The following is a 16761-nucleotide window of genomic DNA, read 5'->3' as shown; positions in this document are numbered from 1 at the left end:
GCAAGGCCGTAAGCAAAAAAACCGCATCGAAAGATGCGGTTTTTTTGTGCGTGGTTACAGGCTTCAGGCTGTCGATCAAGCCGCTGACAGATGCTCGTACAGAATCGTCGCGCCGACGATGATCAATACGATGCCGCCGACGATTTCAGCGCGCTTGCCGACCATGGTGCCGAGCACCCGGCCCAGCATCACCCCGATGGTGACCATTACCGTGGTTGCCATACCAATCGCCAGGGCGGCAATCACGATATTGACGTCGACAAATGCCAAACCTACGCCGACCGCCAGTGCATCGATGCTGGTGGCGAATGCGGTGACGGCGAGAATCCAGAACGAGTGCTGGCCGGGTTTTTCCTGCTCTTCATCGTCATCGTGTTTGATGCCGTTGTAGATCATGTGCAGGCCCAGTACCAGCAACAAGGTGAAGGCAATCCAGTGGTCCCAGCTTTCAGCGAAGCGGGCGGCGACCTGGCCGATGCCCCAACCGATCACCGGGGTGATGGTCTCGATAGCGCCGAATATCAAACCGGTACGTAACGCTTCGATAAAGCGCGGTTTATGCAGGCTTGCTCCTTTACCAAGGGCCGCAGCAAAGGCGTCCGTGGACATGGCAAGCGCGAGAAAGAGGAGGGAAATCGGGTTCACGGTTATATCCAGTCGGGCTATGAGTCAACGACGCAACCACACGCCCGACTTTAGGCATGGTTGCATCGTTGGTCTCGCCAACCAGAAGGTGTCCGCACCACGGCATGCAGCCGAGAATGTTGATGCGAACGCTCAGTGACCGGAGTCAAGAGCAGGCTACTCCCCAACAAGGGCCGCTACTATAGCCATCCGAATGTGAAAAATATATGTACGAGGGTGATTCAAGCCAAAAAAAACCCCATCACGAGGATGGGGTTCTTTTAACGCCTGCTTTCGTGCTTACACTTGAACGGCCGGGATGTTGGCGTTCGCAGCGGCTTCACGGAACTCGGCGATCTGATCGAAGCTCAGGTAGCGGTACACGTCCGCTGCCATGGTGTCGATCTGGTTGGCGTAGCCCATGTACTCTTCGACGGTCGGCAGGCGACCCAGAATCGAAGCAACGGACGCCAGCTCGGCGGAGGCCAGATAGACGTTCGCGCCGTCACCCAGACGGTTCGGGAAGTTACGGGTCGACGTCGACACTACGGTCGAGTTCGGTTCTACGCGTGCCTGGTTACCCATGCACAGCGAGCAGCCCGGCATTTCCATACGCGCGCCAGCTTTACCGTAGATGCCGTAGTAGCCTTCTTCGGTAAGTTGGTGAGCGTCCATCTTGGTCGGCGGCGACAGCCACAGACGCGTCGGCAGTTGGCCCTTGACCTGATCCAGCAACTTGCCCGCAGCGCGGAAGTGGCCGATGTTGGTCATGCAGGAGCCGATGAACACTTCGTCGATCTTCTCGCCCTGTACCGAAGACAGCAGGCGGGCATCGTCCGGGTCGTTCGGCGCGCAGAGCACAGGCTCTTTGACGTCGGCCAGATCGATTTCGATGATTTCGGCGTACTCGGCGTCCTTGTCGGCTTCCAGCAGCTCCGGGTTGGCAACCCAGGCTTCCATCGCCTGAGCACGACGCTCCAGGGTGCGCGGATCACCGTAACCCTGTTCGATCATCCAGCGCAGCAGGGTGATGTTCGAATTCAGGTATTCGATGATTGGCTCTTTGGCCAGCTTGATGGTGCAACCGGCAGCCGAACGCTCGGCAGAGGCGTCGGACAGCTCGAAAGCCTGCTCGATGCTCAGGTTGTCGAGGCCTTCGATTTCCAGGATGCGGCCGGAGAATGCGTTCTTCTTGCCTTTCTTCTCTACGGTCAGCAGGCCAGCCTGAATCGCGTAGTAAGGAATGGCGTGAACCAGGTCGCGCAGGGTGATGCCGGGTTGCATCTTGCCCTTGAAGCGAACCAGGATCGACTCAGGCATGTCCAGCGGCATGACGCCGGTGGCAGCGGCAAACGCCACCAGACCGGAACCGGCCGGGAAGGAGATACCGATCGGGAAGCGGGTGTGCGAGTCGCCACCGGTGCCGACGGTGTCCGGCAGCAGCATGCGGTTCAGCCAGCTGTGGATGATGCCGTCGCCCGGACGCAGGGAAACGCCGCCGCGGGTCATGATGAAGTCAGGCAGCGTGTGGTGCGTCTTGACGTCGATAGGCTTTGGATAGGCTGCAGTGTGGCAGAACGACTGCATGACCAGGTCGGTCGAGAAGCCCAGGCAAGCCAGGTCTTTCAGCTCGTCGCGGGTCATCGGGCCAGTGGTGTCCTGGGAACCGACGGTGGTCATCTTCGGCTCGCAGTAGGTGCCAGGACGAACGCCTGCAACGCCGCACGCCTTGCCGACCATCTTCTGCGCCAGGGTGTAACCCTTGGTGCTTTCGGCTGGCTGGTCAGGGGTCTTGAACAGGTCGAACTCAGGCAGGCCCAGTTCGGCGCGCGCCTTGCTGGTCAGGCCGCGACCGATGATCAGCGGAATACGGCCGCCTGCGCGAACTTCGTCGAGCAGCACCGGAGTCTTCATTTCGAAAGTGGTGATGACTTCGTCGCTGTCGTGCTTGCACACCTTGCCGGCGTACGGGTAAACGTCGATCACGTCACCCATGTTGATGTTCGATACATCGAATTCGATTGGCAGGGCGCCAGCATCTTCCATGGTGTTGTAGAAGATCGGGGCAATCTTGCTGCCGAAGCAGAAACCACCGGCACGCTTGTTCGGTACGTAAGGAACGTCGTCGCCGAAGAACCACAGCACCGAGTTGGTTGCCGATTTACGCGAGGAGCCAGTACCGACCACGTCGCCGACGTAGGCAATAGGGAAACCCTGACCGCGCATTTCTTCGATCTGTTTCATCGGGCCGATAGAGCCCTGAACGTCTGGAACGATGCCGTCACGGGCCATTTTCAGCATGGCAAGGGCGTGCAGCGGGATATCCGGACGGGACCAGGCATCAGGTGCCGGGGACAGGTCGTCGGTGTTGGTTTCGCCGGTGACCTTGAAGACGCGCAGGCTGATCTTGTCGGCCAGCGTCGGACGCTTCTTGAACCACTCGCCGTCAGCCCAGGACTGCAGGACAGCCTTGGCGTGAGCGTTGCCGTTTTTGGCTTTTTCGGCCACGTCGTGGAAGGCATCGAACATCAGCAGGGTGTGCTTGAGCTGTTCGGCAGCGACCGGCGCGAGGGTGGCGTCGTCGAGCAGTTCAACCAGGGTGACGATGTTGTAGCCGCCCTGCATGGTGCCCAACAGTTCGGTTGCACGTTTTTTGTCGATCAGGGGAGAAGTGGCTTCGCCCTTGGCCAGGGCAGACAGGAAACCGGCCTTGACGTAAGCGGCTTCGTCAACGCCTGGCGGAACGCGGTTGGTGATCAGATCGACAAGGAAAGCTTCTTCGCCAGCCGGGGGATTCTTCAGCAGCTCGACCAGGCCTGCAGTTTGTTCGGCGTTAAGCGGCTGGGGCACGATGCCCTGGGCGGCACGCTCTTCGATGTGTTTACGGTAGGCTTCAAGCACAGTATTAACCCTCATCAGTGGTCCCAAATGGGTGTCCGGGACGCTCATCCAGAAATCGTCCGTACCCACGCAAGGCTTATTGAGCCTTGTTGGCAGGGTGTCGGCGATTCCTAACAGAAGCTGTTTTCAAAGTTTTACGCCTGCAGAACGGGGGGAGTGACGGTCGACACGGCCATTCTTGATGAGGGAATGGCCTGTCGACGCCGCAATGCGGGGTTAACCTGACTGTGCTCGTGACGCTTTGAAAACAGCTTCCAACGGACATTGGCGCCTTAAAAGGCTCGCTGATTCTACGCCAAAACTTCGCTAAAGGTAAGTTAGCCCCTACATCTTCGGGGGTGAACTTGCTTAGACAAAGGGCTAACATGAGCCCCTGTTTCGCCTTCCTCAGTCCTGCCTGACATGCCCGATTACATTATCAAAACCCCCTGCGTCGGCCTTTGCTCCACTGTTTACGGGGACCTGGTGTGCCGTGGCTGCAAGCGGTTCCACCACGAGGTCATCCACTGGAACGGCTATAACGAGGATGAAAAAAGAGCGGTATGGTTGCGTCTGGAACAATTGCTGGTCCAGGTGATGACTGCCAAGCTTGAAGTCTTCGATGCCGACAAGCTGCGCGCGCAGCTCACCCAGCGCAAGATCCGTTTCGTGCCGCACCAGTCCGAGTATTGCTGGGCCTACCAGTTGATCGCGCGCGGCGCACGGGTCATCAGTCAGGTCGAGGCGTACGGCTTCGTGCTGCTGCCGGAGTTTCGTGACTGGACGCTGCCGGAACTGCGCGATGCGATAGATCGTGAGTTTTTCCTGCTGTCCGAGGCGCACTATCAGCGTTATATCGCGCCGGGCTTTCTGCGCGACGCATTCGGCGCCTGACAAACCGGCATGCTTTTGTGTCGCGAGGCCTCGTTGCTCCTCGTATAATGCGCGGCCGTGCCTCTCTGTCATTCTGTGAGCTTATGTACCCGATCCCCGAAATCGAAGCCTTCCTGCTTTGCCGCACCCCCGACAGCTGGGTTCAGGCCGCGTTGCGCAATCTGGACATCTTGCTGATCGACCATGCGAACAATGAGAAGAAGGCGGCCGGGGCTGCGTTTCAGTTCATGTTTCAGTACAACGACAAGTTCGACCTGTTGAGCAAGATGTCGCGTCTGGCCCGGGAAGAGCTGCGCCATTTCGAGCAAGTGATCAGCATCATCAGAAAGCGCCAGATCCCCATGGCCAACATCAGCTCGGCGCGTTATGCCGGAGCGCTGCGCAAACTTGTGCGCAATCACAATCCTTACCGACTGACCGACGCCCTTATCGTCGGGGCTATCGTCGAAGCCCGTTCCTGCGAGCGGTTCGCCGCGCTGGTGCCTCATCTGGATGAAGAGCTGGCCAAATTCTACGGCGGCCTGCTGAAATCCGAAGCGCGGCATTTTCAGGATTATCTCAAGCTGGCTTACAGCTACGGCGACAAGGCAGACGTCGATGCCAAGATCGAGGAAATCCGTCTGGCCGAGCGTGAGCTGATCGAAAGCCCTGATGAAGAGTTCCGCTTTCACAGTGGTGTGCCCGTCGCCGCCTGATTCCCCTCGCGCATCTTCAAAAAACGACCGCCTTGCCAGTGGTCGTTTTTTTATGAGTATTTAGTAAGCAAGCTAATAAATGCTTTGACAACGGCTGCCTAGGCAGTAATATTTTGTAATCACTGCCTAGGCAGCTATCTGGGTGATTTCTTGAAACATTTCAGCCCCGAAAATTTCGATTCCAGCCTGATCGGGCTGCTGGTCGGTCGTACCAATGCGCTCAAAGACCGCATGCTCGACAAGTACCTGCTGCCTTATGACGTGACGTTCGCGCAGTTCAAGGTGCTGATCATCATTGCCCAGTTCTCGACCGACACCCCTGTGGAGTTGTGTCGTCACCTGTCGCTGGACAGCGGTTCGATGACCCGCATGCTCGATCGGCTGGAGCAGAAAGGGCTGGTTGTGCGCCAGCGGTCAGCGACTGATCGTCGTCAGGTGCGCCTGGCGTTGACGGAGCAGGGGCAGGCGCTCTCGGACCTGCTGCCGCAGATTGGTGCGGACGCCATGAATGACACCTTTGCCGCGCTCGACAGTGATGAGGTCGAGACCCTGACAAGGATTCTCACCAAGGTACTGGTGGCCGCCGATGACCACATCACCCTGACTCGTCTGAGCTTCAACCCCAAAGCTAAAAGCTGAGCGGCAGATCTGTCGGCAGGCGTGCGCCTGCCCCTCGTCCCTGTCTCGCCGTTTCGCTGATAAAAAGGTAACTGCCATGGCCACTGCCGCCACTGAAAACACATCTGCCCAGTCCTCACAGCAAACTCCGAAGCCCGGCAAGCGCAAGTTCCTGCTGATCGGGCTCGCCGTCATCGTCGTGATTCTTGGTTTGGCCATCTGGGCCTGGTACGAGTTTTACGGCCAATGGAGCGAAGAGACTGACGACGCCTACGTGAATGGCAACGTCGTCGAAATCACCCCGTTGGTCACCGGAACCGTTATCAGCATTGGTGCCGATGACGGTGATCTGGTGCACGAGGGGCAGGTACTGCTCAAATTCGACCCGAGCGATGCCGAAGTCTCGCTGCAAAGCGCCGAGGCCAATCTGGGCAAGGTTGTACGTCAGGTGCGTGGTTTGTACAGCAATGTCGATGGCATGAAGGCACAACTGGCTGCGCAGCGTACCGCCGTGCAGACCGCTCAGGAGAACTATAACCGGCGGCGCAGTCTGGCCGCGGGCGGGGCGATTTCCCAGGAAGAGCTGTCGCATTCCAGAGACAGCCTGACCAGCGCGCAAAGTGAGTTGAACAATATTCAGCAGCAGTTGAGCACCAGCGTGGCGCTGGTCGATGACACGGTTGTCTCCTCACATCCCGACGTCAAGGCTGCTGCCGCCCAGTTGCGTCAGGCCTTTCTGGCCAATGCACGCAGTACGCTGGTAGCGCCTGTCACCGGTTATGTGGCCAAGCGCAGCGTGCAACTGGGCCAGCGCATTCAGCCGGGCACCGCGACCATGGCTGTGATCCCGCTGGATCAGTTGTGGATTGATGCCAACTTCAAGGAAACCCAACTGGGCAAGATGCGCATTGGTCAGCCGGTGGAAATCAGCTCCGACCTGTATGGCAGCGATGTGAAGTACAGCGGCACTATCGACAGCCTGGGGGCTGGCACCGGCAGTGCCTTTGCGCTGTTGCCTGCACAGAACGCGACGGGTAACTGGATCAAGATCGTCCAGCGTGTGCCGGTCCGTGTACATATCAACCCTGAAGAGCTGGCGAAGCATCCGTTGCGCATCGGTCTGTCGACCACCGTCGAGGTCAATCTGCATGACCAGAGCGGTCCGGTGCTGGCGCAACAGCCGCGCAAGCAGGCCGCTTTCAGCACTCAGGTTTACGCCGCGCAGCTGGCCGACGCTGATGCGTTGATCGCCCGTCTGATTCACGAGAACAGTGCTTCCAGTGGCAAGACTGCCGTTCAGCGCTGAACCGCCAATCCGTGAACCCCGGCCGCTTGGCCGGGGTGTCGCACTCGTCTTCAGGGATTTGCGATGAGCAACAACGCCCCCGCTTCTTTCACCCCGCCAAGCCTGTTGCTGTGCACCATCGGTCTGTCGCTGGCGACCTTCATGCAAGTGCTCGATACCACGATTGCCAACGTGGCGTTGCCGACCATCGCCGGCAATCTGGGGGTCAGCTCCGAGCAGAGCACCTGGGTTATTACCTCGTTCGCAGTCAGCAACGCGATTGCCTTGCCACTGACCGGCTGGCTCAGTCGCCGCTTTGGCGAGGTGAAGCTGTTTCTATGGGCCACCATTCTGTTCGTGATGGCGTCGTTTCTGTGTGGCATTTCCCAGTCCATGCCGGAACTGGTGGGGTTCCGGGCGTTGCAGGGCATGGTGGCCGGTCCTCTTTATCCGATGAGCCAGACATTGCTGATCGCGGTTTATCCTCCGGCGAAAAGGGGCATGGCGCTGGCATTGCTGGCGATGGTGACGGTGGTTGCGCCTATCGCCGGGCCGATCCTCGGTGGCTGGATCACTGACAGTTACAGTTGGCCGTGGATTTTCTTTATCAACATCCCCATCGGCTTGTTCGCTGTGCTGGTGGTGCGTTCGCAGATGGCTAAAAGGCCGGTCAGCACCGCTCATCAACCGCTGGATTACATCGGCTTGCTGGCCTTGATTGTCGGTGTCGGCGCGTTGCAGATAGTGCTCGACAAGGGCAATGATCTGGACTGGTTCGAGTCGAACTTCATCATCTTCGGTTCGCTGATTTCGCTGGTCGCGTTGGTCTTCTTCGTGATCTGGGAAATGACCGACAAGCACCCGATCGTCAACCTGCGGCTGTTTGCCTACCGCAATTTCCGTATCGGTACGCTGGTCATGATCGGCGGCTATTCAGGCTTCTTCGGTATCAACCTGATTCTGCCGCAGTGGTTGCAGACCCAGATGGGTTACACCGCGACCTGGGCGGGGCTGGCCGTCGCACCGATTGGCATCCTGCCGGTGCTGATGTCGCCCTTTGTCGGCAAGTACGCGCACAAATTCGACCTGCGTCTGCTGGCAGGGCTGGCGTTTCTGGCGATGGGGCTGAGCTGTTTCATGCGTGCCGGCTTCAACACTGACGTGGACTTCGAGCACGTGGCAATGGTGCAGTTGTTCATGGGCATTGGTGTGGCGCTGTTCTTCATGCCCACCCTGAGCATTCTGCTGTCCGACCTGCCGCCCAATCAGATCGCCGATGGTTCAGGGCTGGCAACCTTCCTGCGCACCCTGGGCGGCAGCTTCGCAGCCTCGCTCACCACCTGGATCTGGATTCGCCGCGCCAACCAGCATCATGCCTACCTGAGTGAAAACATCAGCACCTTCGACCCGACAACCCGGCATGCCCTCGACAGCCTGGGCGGCGCGAGCCCGCAGGCCTACGCCCAGCTGGAACGCACCCTCAACGCGCAGGCCTACATGATGTCCACGGTGGACTACTTCTACCTGCTGGGCTGGGTATTTGCGGGGCTGATTCTGCTGGTCTGGCTGGCCAAACCGCCGTTTGGTGCCAAGGCGGGGCCCAGCGGCGGGGGGCGGGCACTAGTTGCTTATGCGCCTGACTGAACCGTGCCTTGGCCAAATTGCCCCAAGGCGCTTTTCAACCGCGATGGCATTGACGACGCAGAGTGCGACTGCATTACTGCGCGGAGCGTGGGAACGATAAATCAAATGCCGTCTTCGCGAATAAGCGAAGCGTCGTCTGGTCCGCTCCTGCGCCCAGCCAGACCTCAATGCCGCCAGAACGCCGGTACACACAGCACCAGCACGGTAATGATCTCCAGTCGGCCAAGCAGCATGCCGCCGGACAGAATCCACTTGGCAGCATCGGGCAGGGTAGAGAAGTTGCCCGCAGGCCCAATCACCTCGCCCAGCCCCGGCCCTACGCCGGACACAGTGCTGGCAGCGCCGGTCAGTGCAGTCATCCAGTCCAGCCCGAGCAGCGACAGCATCAGTGCGATCAGGCAGATAGTGATGGTGAAGAAAAACGAAAAGGTCAGAATCGAGCGAACGATTTCGTCGTCCAGTCGATGGCCGTTGTATTTCTGCTTCATCACCGCGCGTGGGTGAATCAGTTGATTAAGGTTGGTCTTGAGCAGGATATAGGCGACCTGAAAGCGGAAGATCTTCACCCCGCCCGCCGTCGAGCCCGAACAGCCGCCGATGAAACCCAGATAGAAAAACAACATCAGCGAGAAGTTGCCCCACAGGCTGTAGTCACCGAGTGCAAAACCGGTAGTTGTCACCACCGACGTCACGTTCAGCGCCACGTGACGCAGCGCCTCGGTCCACGGCAGGTCGGTGGTGTTGGCGTACCAGACAGTCATTACCAGCCAGGTGACCAATAGCAGCCCGATCAGCCCCTGCACCTGCTCATCCTTGATCAACGCCTTGCGATTACCGCGCAGGGTCGCGACATACAGGGTAAAGGGCAGGCTGCCGAGGATCATCACCACAATCGCGACCCAATGCACCGCAGGCTGCGGCCACTTGGCCAGCGACAGGTCGGAGGTAGAGAACCCGCCCGTGGAAATGGCCGACATCGCATGGTTGATCGCATCGAACAGGCTCATGCCCGCCGCCCAGAAGGCCAGGCTGCCCAGCGCGGTAAAGCCGACATAGGCCAGCACAATGAACTTGGCCACCATGTGCGAGCGGGGCATGACCTTTTCCGAGCGGTCCGAGGATTCGGTCTGGAACAGGCGCATGCCACCAATGCGCAGCAACGGCAGAATCGCCACGGCCATACCGATGAAGCCGATACCGCCAAGCCAGTGCAGCATCGAACGCCAGATCAGAATGCCCGGTGACATGCTGTCCAGATGGCTGAGCACGGTGGAACCGGTGGCGGTGATGCCTGACATGCTTTCAAAGAACGAATCGGTGTAACTGATGTGCTGGGTCAGCAGAAAGGGCAGGGCGGCGAAGATGCACACCACGATCCAGCTGGAGACGGTCAGCATGTACATGTCCCGCGGGCGCAACTGGACGTTGTCGGGGCGTCCGGGCACCACCAGCGCCAGGCCGGCGATAAAGGTGATGGCACTGGCCCACAGAAACTCGCGCAGGTCCTCGAAACGGTCGTAGATGACCAGCGTGGCCATGGGCACGATCATGGCGACAGCCAGGGTGATCAGGAAGATGCCGATAATGAAACCGATGATGCGAAAGGTCGGCAACGACATGAATGGCTCGGGCGGGTGTGAGGGAAGGCGCCATTCTACCCGCGCTTGAAGGCATGTAAACCAGTGCAGCCAGGGGCAAGGTTCGACAGAGTGGGTAAGGAATTGTCCGTCGCACTCGTTATTGACGGTAAACAGGCTCTAGAATGCTCGATCACTTTTCAAGGAGACCGCCCATGCAGGCGCTCGACGCTTTGCTCAATCGCGTATCGGTTCCGCGACTGGTCGACCCGGCCCCGGATGCTGCGCAGCGGGAAATCATGTTCGGTGCGGCGCTGCGCTCACCGGATCATGGACAGCTCAAGCCTTATCGTTTCCTGACCGTCGAAGGTACGGCCCGTGAGCGCATGGGCGAGCTGTTGGTGGAAGCGCTGCAGCAAAGTAGCGGTGAGATTACCCCGCAGGCGCTGGAAAAGGCCCGTCTGGGACCGTTGCGCGCACCCTTGGTCGTGGTGGTGATCGCTCGCTTGCAAGACCATTTCAAGGTTCCGCGTTCGGAACAGATGATCACCGCCGGGTGCGCCGCCCACGGCGTGTTGCTGGCGGCATATGCACTGGGTGTCGGCGCGGTCTGGAGGACGGGTGAGCTGTGCTATACGCCACACGTCGCCAAAGGGTTCGGGCTTGAGGCCGACGAAGAGGTGATTGGCTTTCTATACCTCGGCACCCCGCAGAACCCGCCGCGCGAAGCCCCGAAAGTCGACGTTGGCGGGTTTGTCAGCGAGTGGCAAGGCTAAACAGATGATGAGCTGAGCGGTTCTCTGGGCAGATCCAGCGTGGCAATGAAGCCGCCGTCCGGGTGATTGCCCAGCATCAGAGTGCCGCCATGTCGCTCCGCTGCGCGTTTGGCGATCGCCAGCCCCAAGCCGTGACCGGGCGTGGTCTGGCCGGGGGCGCGATAAAACGGCTCGCCCAGTTGCGCAAGGTGCTCTTCGGCAACGCCTGGGCCGTGATCGCGAACACTCAGGCGGACCTGACTGTCGACCTGGCTCGCCTGCAGATCAATGCGCTGCCCTGTGGGGTTGAAGCGCAAAGCGTTGCGCAGCAGGTTATCCAACGCCCGTTCGATCATGTCCGGCCAGCCCTTCAGGTGCAGGTCATGCTGCACCTGGACGCGAATGTTCTGGTCGACACCGTCCAGTTGCGTGTCGTTTTTCAAGCGTTGCAGAAGTGCATCGAGGTCCACGGGTTCAGGGCCACGAAGCTCTGCGTCGAGGCGCGCCAGGGCCAGAATCTCGCTGATCAGCGCTTCCAGCCGGTCGCATTCGCGGCCTAGACGCGGCCAGAGCTTTTCACGCTCGGCAGGCTCCGCACGTTCAGCCAGCGCCAGGGCGATACGCAGCCGGGCCAGTGGCGAACGAAGTTCATGTGACACATCACGCAACAGCTGCCGCTGGCTGCCGATAAGGCTTTGCAGGCGTGCGCCCATACGGTTGAAGTCAGTGGCCAGCACGCCGAATTCATCACGCCGGTTGGCCAGTTGGCCGAGGCTGTGCTGTTGATAGCTGGTCTGCCCCAGATCATGCACCGCGCCGCGCAGACGGCTCAGCGGTCGGGTGATCGAGAGCGTTACGAACAGGCTGAAAAGGGTCAGCACCACCAGCGCAATACCCAGCGCACTCAGCGGCCACATCAGGCTCTGACGGTGCCACTCGTCGAGCTCCGGGTGCGGAACGCGGTAGATGAACAGGTACGTTTCACCGGTTTTCGGACTGCTGTATTCGGTTGCCAGACGGCGCCAGGGCAGTTTGCGGCCCTGATCCTCGTCGGCCTGCTGGCGCGCTTCGAGCGCAGCGGCGCGTGGCGGGAAAGTGCCACGCACCATAGGCTCGCCGCTGTCGCTCAGCACCTGAACATCGATACGATTGCGTCGTTTGATATCCTGAAGGAAATCCTGAGCGTTATCCGCGCCCTTTTCTTCGAAGCGTTGGGTCCATTGTTCCGGCAGTGAGTTGAGCACCGGATGACGATTGAGAATCCATGCATCCTGATTGAGCATGTGCCCGACGAGCACCGACAGGCCTCCCACCAGAGCAATGGCCAGCCAGAAGCTGGCCAGGATTCGCCAGAACAATGAACGCACAGGATTCCCTCGATCTCAATAAAGAAGCCCGGCATGCGTATGCATGCCGGGTCTGGTTCAAGTCATCTGGCCAGACGGCCTGACCATTACTGCATCTTTGCAGCTTTTTCCGCTTTCCAGGCTTTGAATTCGGCCCATTCGGCGCGACGCTCGTCCTGCCGTTTCTTGATTTCGTCGAACTGCTTCTGCTGTTCAGGGCTCAGCAGTACACGAATGGCGCTGTCGGTCTCGGCGCGCTTGGCATTGATTTCGTTGTACATCGCTTTCTGCTCGGGGGCAGGCATCTTGTCCAGATAGCGTTGAGTGATCTCATGGTGTTCGTGCTTCTGCTCGCGCATCAGCCGGTCGATCTGCTGACGCTGTTCACGGCTCAGGTCCAGGTCTCGCAGAGGGCCGGGGCCTCGACGCATTTCCGGACCAGGGCCTGGCTCGCCCATAGGGCCGCGACGCATGTCTGGACCTGGGCCACGATCAGGACGATCAAGGCGCATTGCCGGCGCATCTGCGTCAGGGCCACCCGCTGGCGGAGGTGGCGGTGCAGCCATGACAACGGTGGGCAGGGCAGTGGCGAACATCAAAGCGATCAGGGTCTTGCGCATGGTGTATCTCCTTGTCTCTAGTGCGGCTCGATGCCGATGAGCCCAGTTTAGGGAGATCAAGGTCAAGCGCAGTCAGCGCTTGGTAAAGCTTGTGTAAGGGGGCAGATACTTACAAAGCATAATAATAGCCGCGGCTGCGCAGGGCGACGATGCGTGGGCGACCGTCAGCGTGAGGGCCGATTTTCTTACGCAGGTTGCTGACGTGCATGTCCAGGCTGCGGTCGTAGAGCGTCAGTTTGCGGCCCAGCGCCAGTTGCGCCAGCTCCTGCTTGTCCAGTGGTTCCCCGGGCTGGCGCATCAGTGCTTCAAGCAGACGGCTTTCGGAGACGGTGAGGGTCAGTTCCTTTTCGTCGACACTGACCACGCCGCGCATCGGACTGAAGGTCAGGTCGCCCAGTTCCAGTTGCGTAGACGACGCCACCGGGTGGCTGCGACGCAGCACGGCGCGCAGGCGGGCGGTGAGCTCACGCGGGTCGCAGGGTTTTGCCAAGTAGTCATCAGCGCCCAGTTCAAGGCCCAGAATGCGGTCCAGCGGTTCGCCGCGTGCCGAGAGCATGACCACCGGCAGGTCCGGGTGGTCATTGCGCAATTGCTTGAGCAGCTCCAAGCCGCTGCCATCAGGCAACATCACGTCCAGCACCACGGCCGCCGGAGCTGCATCGGCCAGAGCCTGACGCGCACTGGCGCCGTCGTGACAGGCGCGCACCTGAAAACCTTCCTGGCTCAGCCAACTGCTCAGCAGCTCGCACAGCTCCTGATCATCATCAATTAGTAACAGCTCGCTCATGACTCACTCAATTTAGCCACTGCCGACGTTGCCTACGCCAACCACTGACCAATATACCGCACAGAAGGGCGAACATCGCAACGCCACCGCCTGCGACGAACCATTGTTGTTGCTCGGTCAGCAAGCGAGGAGGCGCTGCCGACAGTGCTTCTTTGAGCTGCAACTTGAGCTTTTGGTTCTCTTGGCGCAAACGTGTCAACAAGGCGTTGTCGCGTTCCGGGTCGACGTTTTGCAACTGCCGTGTCAGCTCGTCGCGCTGACGCTCGCTGTCCTTGAGCCGCAACTGAAGGTCGGCAATCTGATTGGCGGGGCTGGGCAGGTGCAAAGGCTGCACTGCGCCGCTCTCAGTGACCGTCTCGGCGTTCACCTGAAACCCTGTCGCCATCAAAACTGCCAACAGACACCACGTACCTGAACGCATCTGAACTCCCTTTTACCGAGCCGTGTAAATTCGCACATTGAGCAGGTTATCGGCAGTGTGTCGGGAAGGATGAGCAAGAGGCGGGGGTCAACACGGCTCTGCCTCGGTTGAAGCAGAGCGTGTCTGTGTGTCAGAGGAGGGGATCAGGGCAGGACTTGCTTGAACGGCTTGACCACGACATTGGCATAGACGCCTGCTGCAACGTATGGATCGGCTTCGGCCCACGTTTTGGCGGCGCTTTGCGATTCAAACTCGGCCACGATCAGGCTGCCGCTGAAACCGGCAGCACCCGGGTCGTTGCTGTCGACTGCCGGGTGTGGACCGGCCATCACCAGACGGCCTGCGTCCTTGAGCGCGTGCAAGCGCTCAAGGTGTGCCGGGCGCACGCTGAGGCGTTTTTCCAGCGAGTTTTCGACGTCGGTGGCGATGATTGCGTAGAGCATGTCAGTCCTCGGATTTGGTCGTATTGGGAGCGGTGTCGTGCAGATGGCGTGACAGGTAGATCCCTTGGCCGACCAGGAAGATCAGGGTCATGCCCAGGCTGCCGAATACTTTGAAGTCGACCCAGAATTCCTGATAGGTGAAGGCCACGTACAGGTTGGCCGCGCCGCAGAACAGGAAGAATACGATCCAGGCGATGTTGAGCCGGGTCCAGATCGCCGCTGGCAGGGTCAGTGCGTGGCCCATGATGCGTTGGATAAGCGGGCGGTCACCGATGAAATGACTGCCAGCGAAGGCCACGGCAAACAGCCAGTTGACCACCGGGGCTTTCCATTTCAGGAAGGTTTCGCTGTGGAAGGCCAGTGTCAGACTGCCAAACACCAGACAGGCGACCAGTGTGAGCCACTGGCTTTTTTCCAGCTTGCGCTGTTTGAGGTAAAGAATGCCGTAGACCACCACCGAACTGATGATCAGCATCGCCGTTGCGCTGAAAATGCCGCCTACCATATAGGTATTGCCGAGGATATCCACGGCACGCGGCTCGGTTTTGTAAACGATGAAAAACAGGAGCAGCGGGATGAAGTCGATGAATTGTTTCACAATGGCAGCCAGAAGCAGGATGTGGCGGCATAATAACAAACATCAATGAACACGAAAGCACCACTATGAATGTTGACCTGCACTGCCACAGCACCGCTTCCGACGGGGCGCTCTCGCCCACGGCACTGGTTGCCCGTGCTCATGAAAATGGCGTGCGCGTCCTTTCGCTGACCGACCACGATACCCTCGAAGGGCTTGAAGAGGCCCGCGCGGCAGCGCATTCATTGGGCATGCAGCTGGTCAATGGGGTGGAGCTGTCCTGCACCTGGGGCGGTGCGACCATCCATATTCTGGGCTATGGATTCGATACCGAGGCACCGGCGCTGACCGAAGCCATCGTGCGTTTGCATGAAGGGCGCTGGCTGCGTGCGGAAGAAATCAGCCGCAAATTGGCGATCAAAGGTATGCCTGGCGCGCTGGAAGGCGCTCGCGCGATCCAGCAGGAACTGGGTGACAGCGGTAATGCGCCTGCGCGTCCACACTTTGCTGACTTCATGGTGCGCGCAGGTTTCGTCAAGGACCGCGCCGAGGCGTTTCGTAAATGGCTGGGTGCTGGCAAACTGGGCGATGTGAAGCTGCACTGGCCAACGCTGGAAGAAACCGTCGCCACCTTGCGGGCGTCGGGTGCATGGGTCAGCCTCGCGCATCCTTCACATTATGACTTTACCCGCAGTAAACGGCGTAAACTGGTCAGCGATTTCGTCCAGGCTGGTGGGCACGCCATAGAAGTGGTCAATGGCATGCAGCCTGCCGATCAGGTGGGGACCCTGGCCATCCTTGCACGCGAGTTCGGTCTGCTGGTTTCTGCCGGCAGCGACTTCCACGGTCCTGGCAACTGGGGCGAGATCGGCACTTATCGTCCCGTGCCTGAAGATCTACCGCCTTTGTGGTGCAGATTTAAACATGAACAGCCTACTGCCGCCGTCTGAACAGGAAGTTACCGTGAGTCAATTTTTCCAGGTCCATCCGGAAAACCCGCAGCCGCGCCTGATCAAACAGGCCGCGGAAATCATAAAAGCCGGCGGGCTGGTGGTGTACCCGACAGATTCGTCCTATGCGCTGGGTTGTCAGATCGGTGACAAGAGCGCCATCGAGCGTATCCGCCGCCTGCGTCAGCTGGACGACAAGCACAACTTCACCCTGATGTGCTGCGACCTGTCGCAACTGGGGCTTTTTGCCAAGGTCGACACTGGCGCTTTCCGTGCCCTCAAGGCGCACACCCCAGGGCCTTACACCTTTATTCTCAACGCCACCCGCGAGGTGCCGCGCCTGGTGCTGCACCCCAAGCGCCGCACTATTGGCCTGCGCGTGCCGAGCCATCCCATTGCCCAGGCCTTGCTCGAGCAATTGGGCGAGCCGCTGATGAGCGTCAGCCTGATCATGCCGGGTGACACTGTGCCGCTCAGCGATCCCTACGAGATGCGCCAGATTCTCGAGCATCAGGTGGACCTGATCATTGATGGCGGGATCGGCGGTATTTCGGCGTCCACGGTCATCAACCTGGCCGGTGGAGAGCCCGAGGTGGTTCGGGTCGGCTGCGGTGATCCAACGCCGTTCGGTGAACGCGCTTAATG

General features: G+C 59.7%; 17 protein-coding genes. 8 read left to right on the top strand and 9 right to left on the bottom strand.

What is annotated here, in order from left to right; all coding sequences use genetic code 11:
* Positions 1-75: 75 nt before the first annotated feature.
* Positions 76-645: a manganese efflux pump MntP gene (gene mntP / locus KP808_RS17630; protein WP_058409655.1), complete on the bottom strand. Its 570-nt coding sequence runs from the start codon at positions 643-645 to the stop codon at positions 76-78.
* Between the two features lie 279 nt (positions 646-924).
* The gene (gene acnB, locus KP808_RS17625) at positions 925-3525 is read right to left on the bottom strand and encodes a bifunctional aconitate hydratase 2/2-methylisocitrate dehydratase (protein ID WP_005731348.1); all 2601 of its coding nucleotides are present in this window, start codon (positions 3523-3525) and stop codon (positions 925-927) included.
* 402 nt (positions 3526-3927) lie between these two features.
* Between acnB and KP808_RS17620 the strand changes: the two genes are divergently transcribed.
* From KP808_RS17620 to KP808_RS17600, 5 genes are all read left to right on the top strand, one after another.
* The gene (locus KP808_RS17620) at positions 3928-4398 is read left to right on the top strand and encodes a DUF1289 domain-containing protein (protein WP_002554470.1); all 471 of its coding nucleotides are present in this window, start codon (positions 3928-3930) and stop codon (positions 4396-4398) included.
* Between the two features lie 83 nt (positions 4399-4481).
* Positions 4482-5093, top strand: a complete 612-nt coding sequence (gene miaE, locus KP808_RS17615; RefSeq protein ID WP_003368536.1) for a tRNA-(ms[2]io[6]A)-hydroxylase — start codon at positions 4482-4484, stop codon at positions 5091-5093.
* A 150-nt stretch (positions 5094-5243) separates the two neighbouring features.
* Positions 5244-5732 carry a MarR family winged helix-turn-helix transcriptional regulator gene (locus KP808_RS17610; protein ID WP_058399935.1) on the top strand — a complete coding sequence of 163 codons (489 nt, stop codon included), beginning with the start codon at positions 5244-5246 and terminating at the stop codon, positions 5730-5732.
* A 76-nt stretch (positions 5733-5808) separates the two neighbouring features.
* On the top strand, positions 5809-7017 hold the full coding sequence (locus KP808_RS17605) for an HlyD family secretion protein (RefSeq protein WP_230016582.1): 1209 nt from the start codon (positions 5809-5811) through the stop codon (positions 7015-7017).
* 63 nt (positions 7018-7080) lie between these two features.
* Positions 7081-8640 carry a DHA2 family efflux MFS transporter permease subunit gene (locus KP808_RS17600; protein ID WP_230016581.1) on the top strand — a complete coding sequence of 520 codons (1560 nt, stop codon included), beginning with the start codon at positions 7081-7083 and terminating at the stop codon, positions 8638-8640.
* Positions 8641-8804: 164 nt separating this feature from the next.
* On the opposite strand, the gene KP808_RS17595 is transcribed toward KP808_RS17600, so the two are convergent.
* Positions 8805-10259, bottom strand: coding sequence for a TrkH family potassium uptake protein (locus KP808_RS17595; protein ID WP_004665905.1), 1455 nt, complete (start codon positions 10257-10259; stop codon positions 8805-8807).
* A gap of 173 nt (positions 10260-10432) precedes the next feature.
* On the opposite strand from KP808_RS17595, the gene KP808_RS17590 reads away from it, so the two are divergent.
* On the top strand, positions 10433-10993 hold the full coding sequence (locus KP808_RS17590) for a nitroreductase family protein (RefSeq protein WP_230016580.1): 561 nt from the start codon (positions 10433-10435) through the stop codon (positions 10991-10993).
* Here KP808_RS17590 and KP808_RS17585 read toward each other — a convergent pair.
* The 6 genes from KP808_RS17585 to KP808_RS17560 all read right to left on the bottom strand — a co-directional run bounded on the left by KP808_RS17585 (position 10990) and on the right by KP808_RS17560 (position 15187).
* Positions 10990-12339, bottom strand: a complete 1350-nt coding sequence (locus KP808_RS17585) for a sensor histidine kinase (protein WP_058409650.1) — start codon at positions 12337-12339, stop codon at positions 10990-10992. The two genes, KP808_RS17590 and KP808_RS17585, sit on opposite strands and share 4 nt — an antisense overlap.
* An 86-nt stretch (positions 12340-12425) precedes the next feature.
* Positions 12426-12938: a Spy/CpxP family protein refolding chaperone gene (locus tag KP808_RS17580; RefSeq protein WP_058399939.1), complete on the bottom strand. Its 513-nt coding sequence runs from the start codon at positions 12936-12938 to the stop codon at positions 12426-12428.
* 109 nt (positions 12939-13047) lie between these two features.
* Positions 13048-13725, bottom strand: a complete 678-nt coding sequence (locus tag KP808_RS17575; RefSeq protein WP_002554461.1) for a response regulator transcription factor — start codon at positions 13723-13725, stop codon at positions 13048-13050.
* Positions 13726-13732: 7 nt separating this feature from the next.
* A complete protein-coding gene (locus tag KP808_RS17570) occupies positions 13733-14146 on the bottom strand; it encodes a hypothetical protein (protein WP_058399941.1) in 414 nt (137 codons plus the stop codon).
* Between the two features lie 143 nt (positions 14147-14289).
* On the bottom strand, positions 14290-14589 hold the full coding sequence (locus KP808_RS17565) for a YciI family protein (RefSeq protein WP_230016579.1): 300 nt from the start codon (positions 14587-14589) through the stop codon (positions 14290-14292).
* 1 nt (position 14590) lies between these two features.
* On the bottom strand, positions 14591-15187 hold the full coding sequence (locus KP808_RS17560) for a septation protein A (protein WP_002554458.1): 597 nt from the start codon (positions 15185-15187) through the stop codon (positions 14591-14593).
* A 65-nt stretch (positions 15188-15252) separates the two neighbouring features.
* Here KP808_RS17560 and KP808_RS17555 point away from each other — a divergent pair, with 65 nt between their 5' ends.
* A complete protein-coding gene (locus tag KP808_RS17555) occupies positions 15253-16116 on the top strand; it encodes a PHP domain-containing protein (RefSeq protein ID WP_122281828.1) in 864 nt (287 codons plus the stop codon).
* 13 nt (positions 16117-16129) lie between these two features.
* Positions 16130-16759 carry an L-threonylcarbamoyladenylate synthase gene (locus KP808_RS17550; RefSeq protein WP_002554456.1) on the top strand — a complete coding sequence of 210 codons (630 nt, stop codon included), beginning with the start codon at positions 16130-16132 and terminating at the stop codon, positions 16757-16759.
* Positions 16760-16761: the final 2 nt, after the last annotated feature.

It is taken from the genome of Pseudomonas savastanoi (genome assembly GCF_020917325.1).
GTDB classification, from domain to species: Bacteria; Pseudomonadota; Gammaproteobacteria; order Pseudomonadales; family Pseudomonadaceae; genus Aquipseudomonas; species Aquipseudomonas amygdali.
Note: the sequence above shows the minus strand (reverse complement) of the source record. Positions and strands in the feature narration are given on the sequence as shown.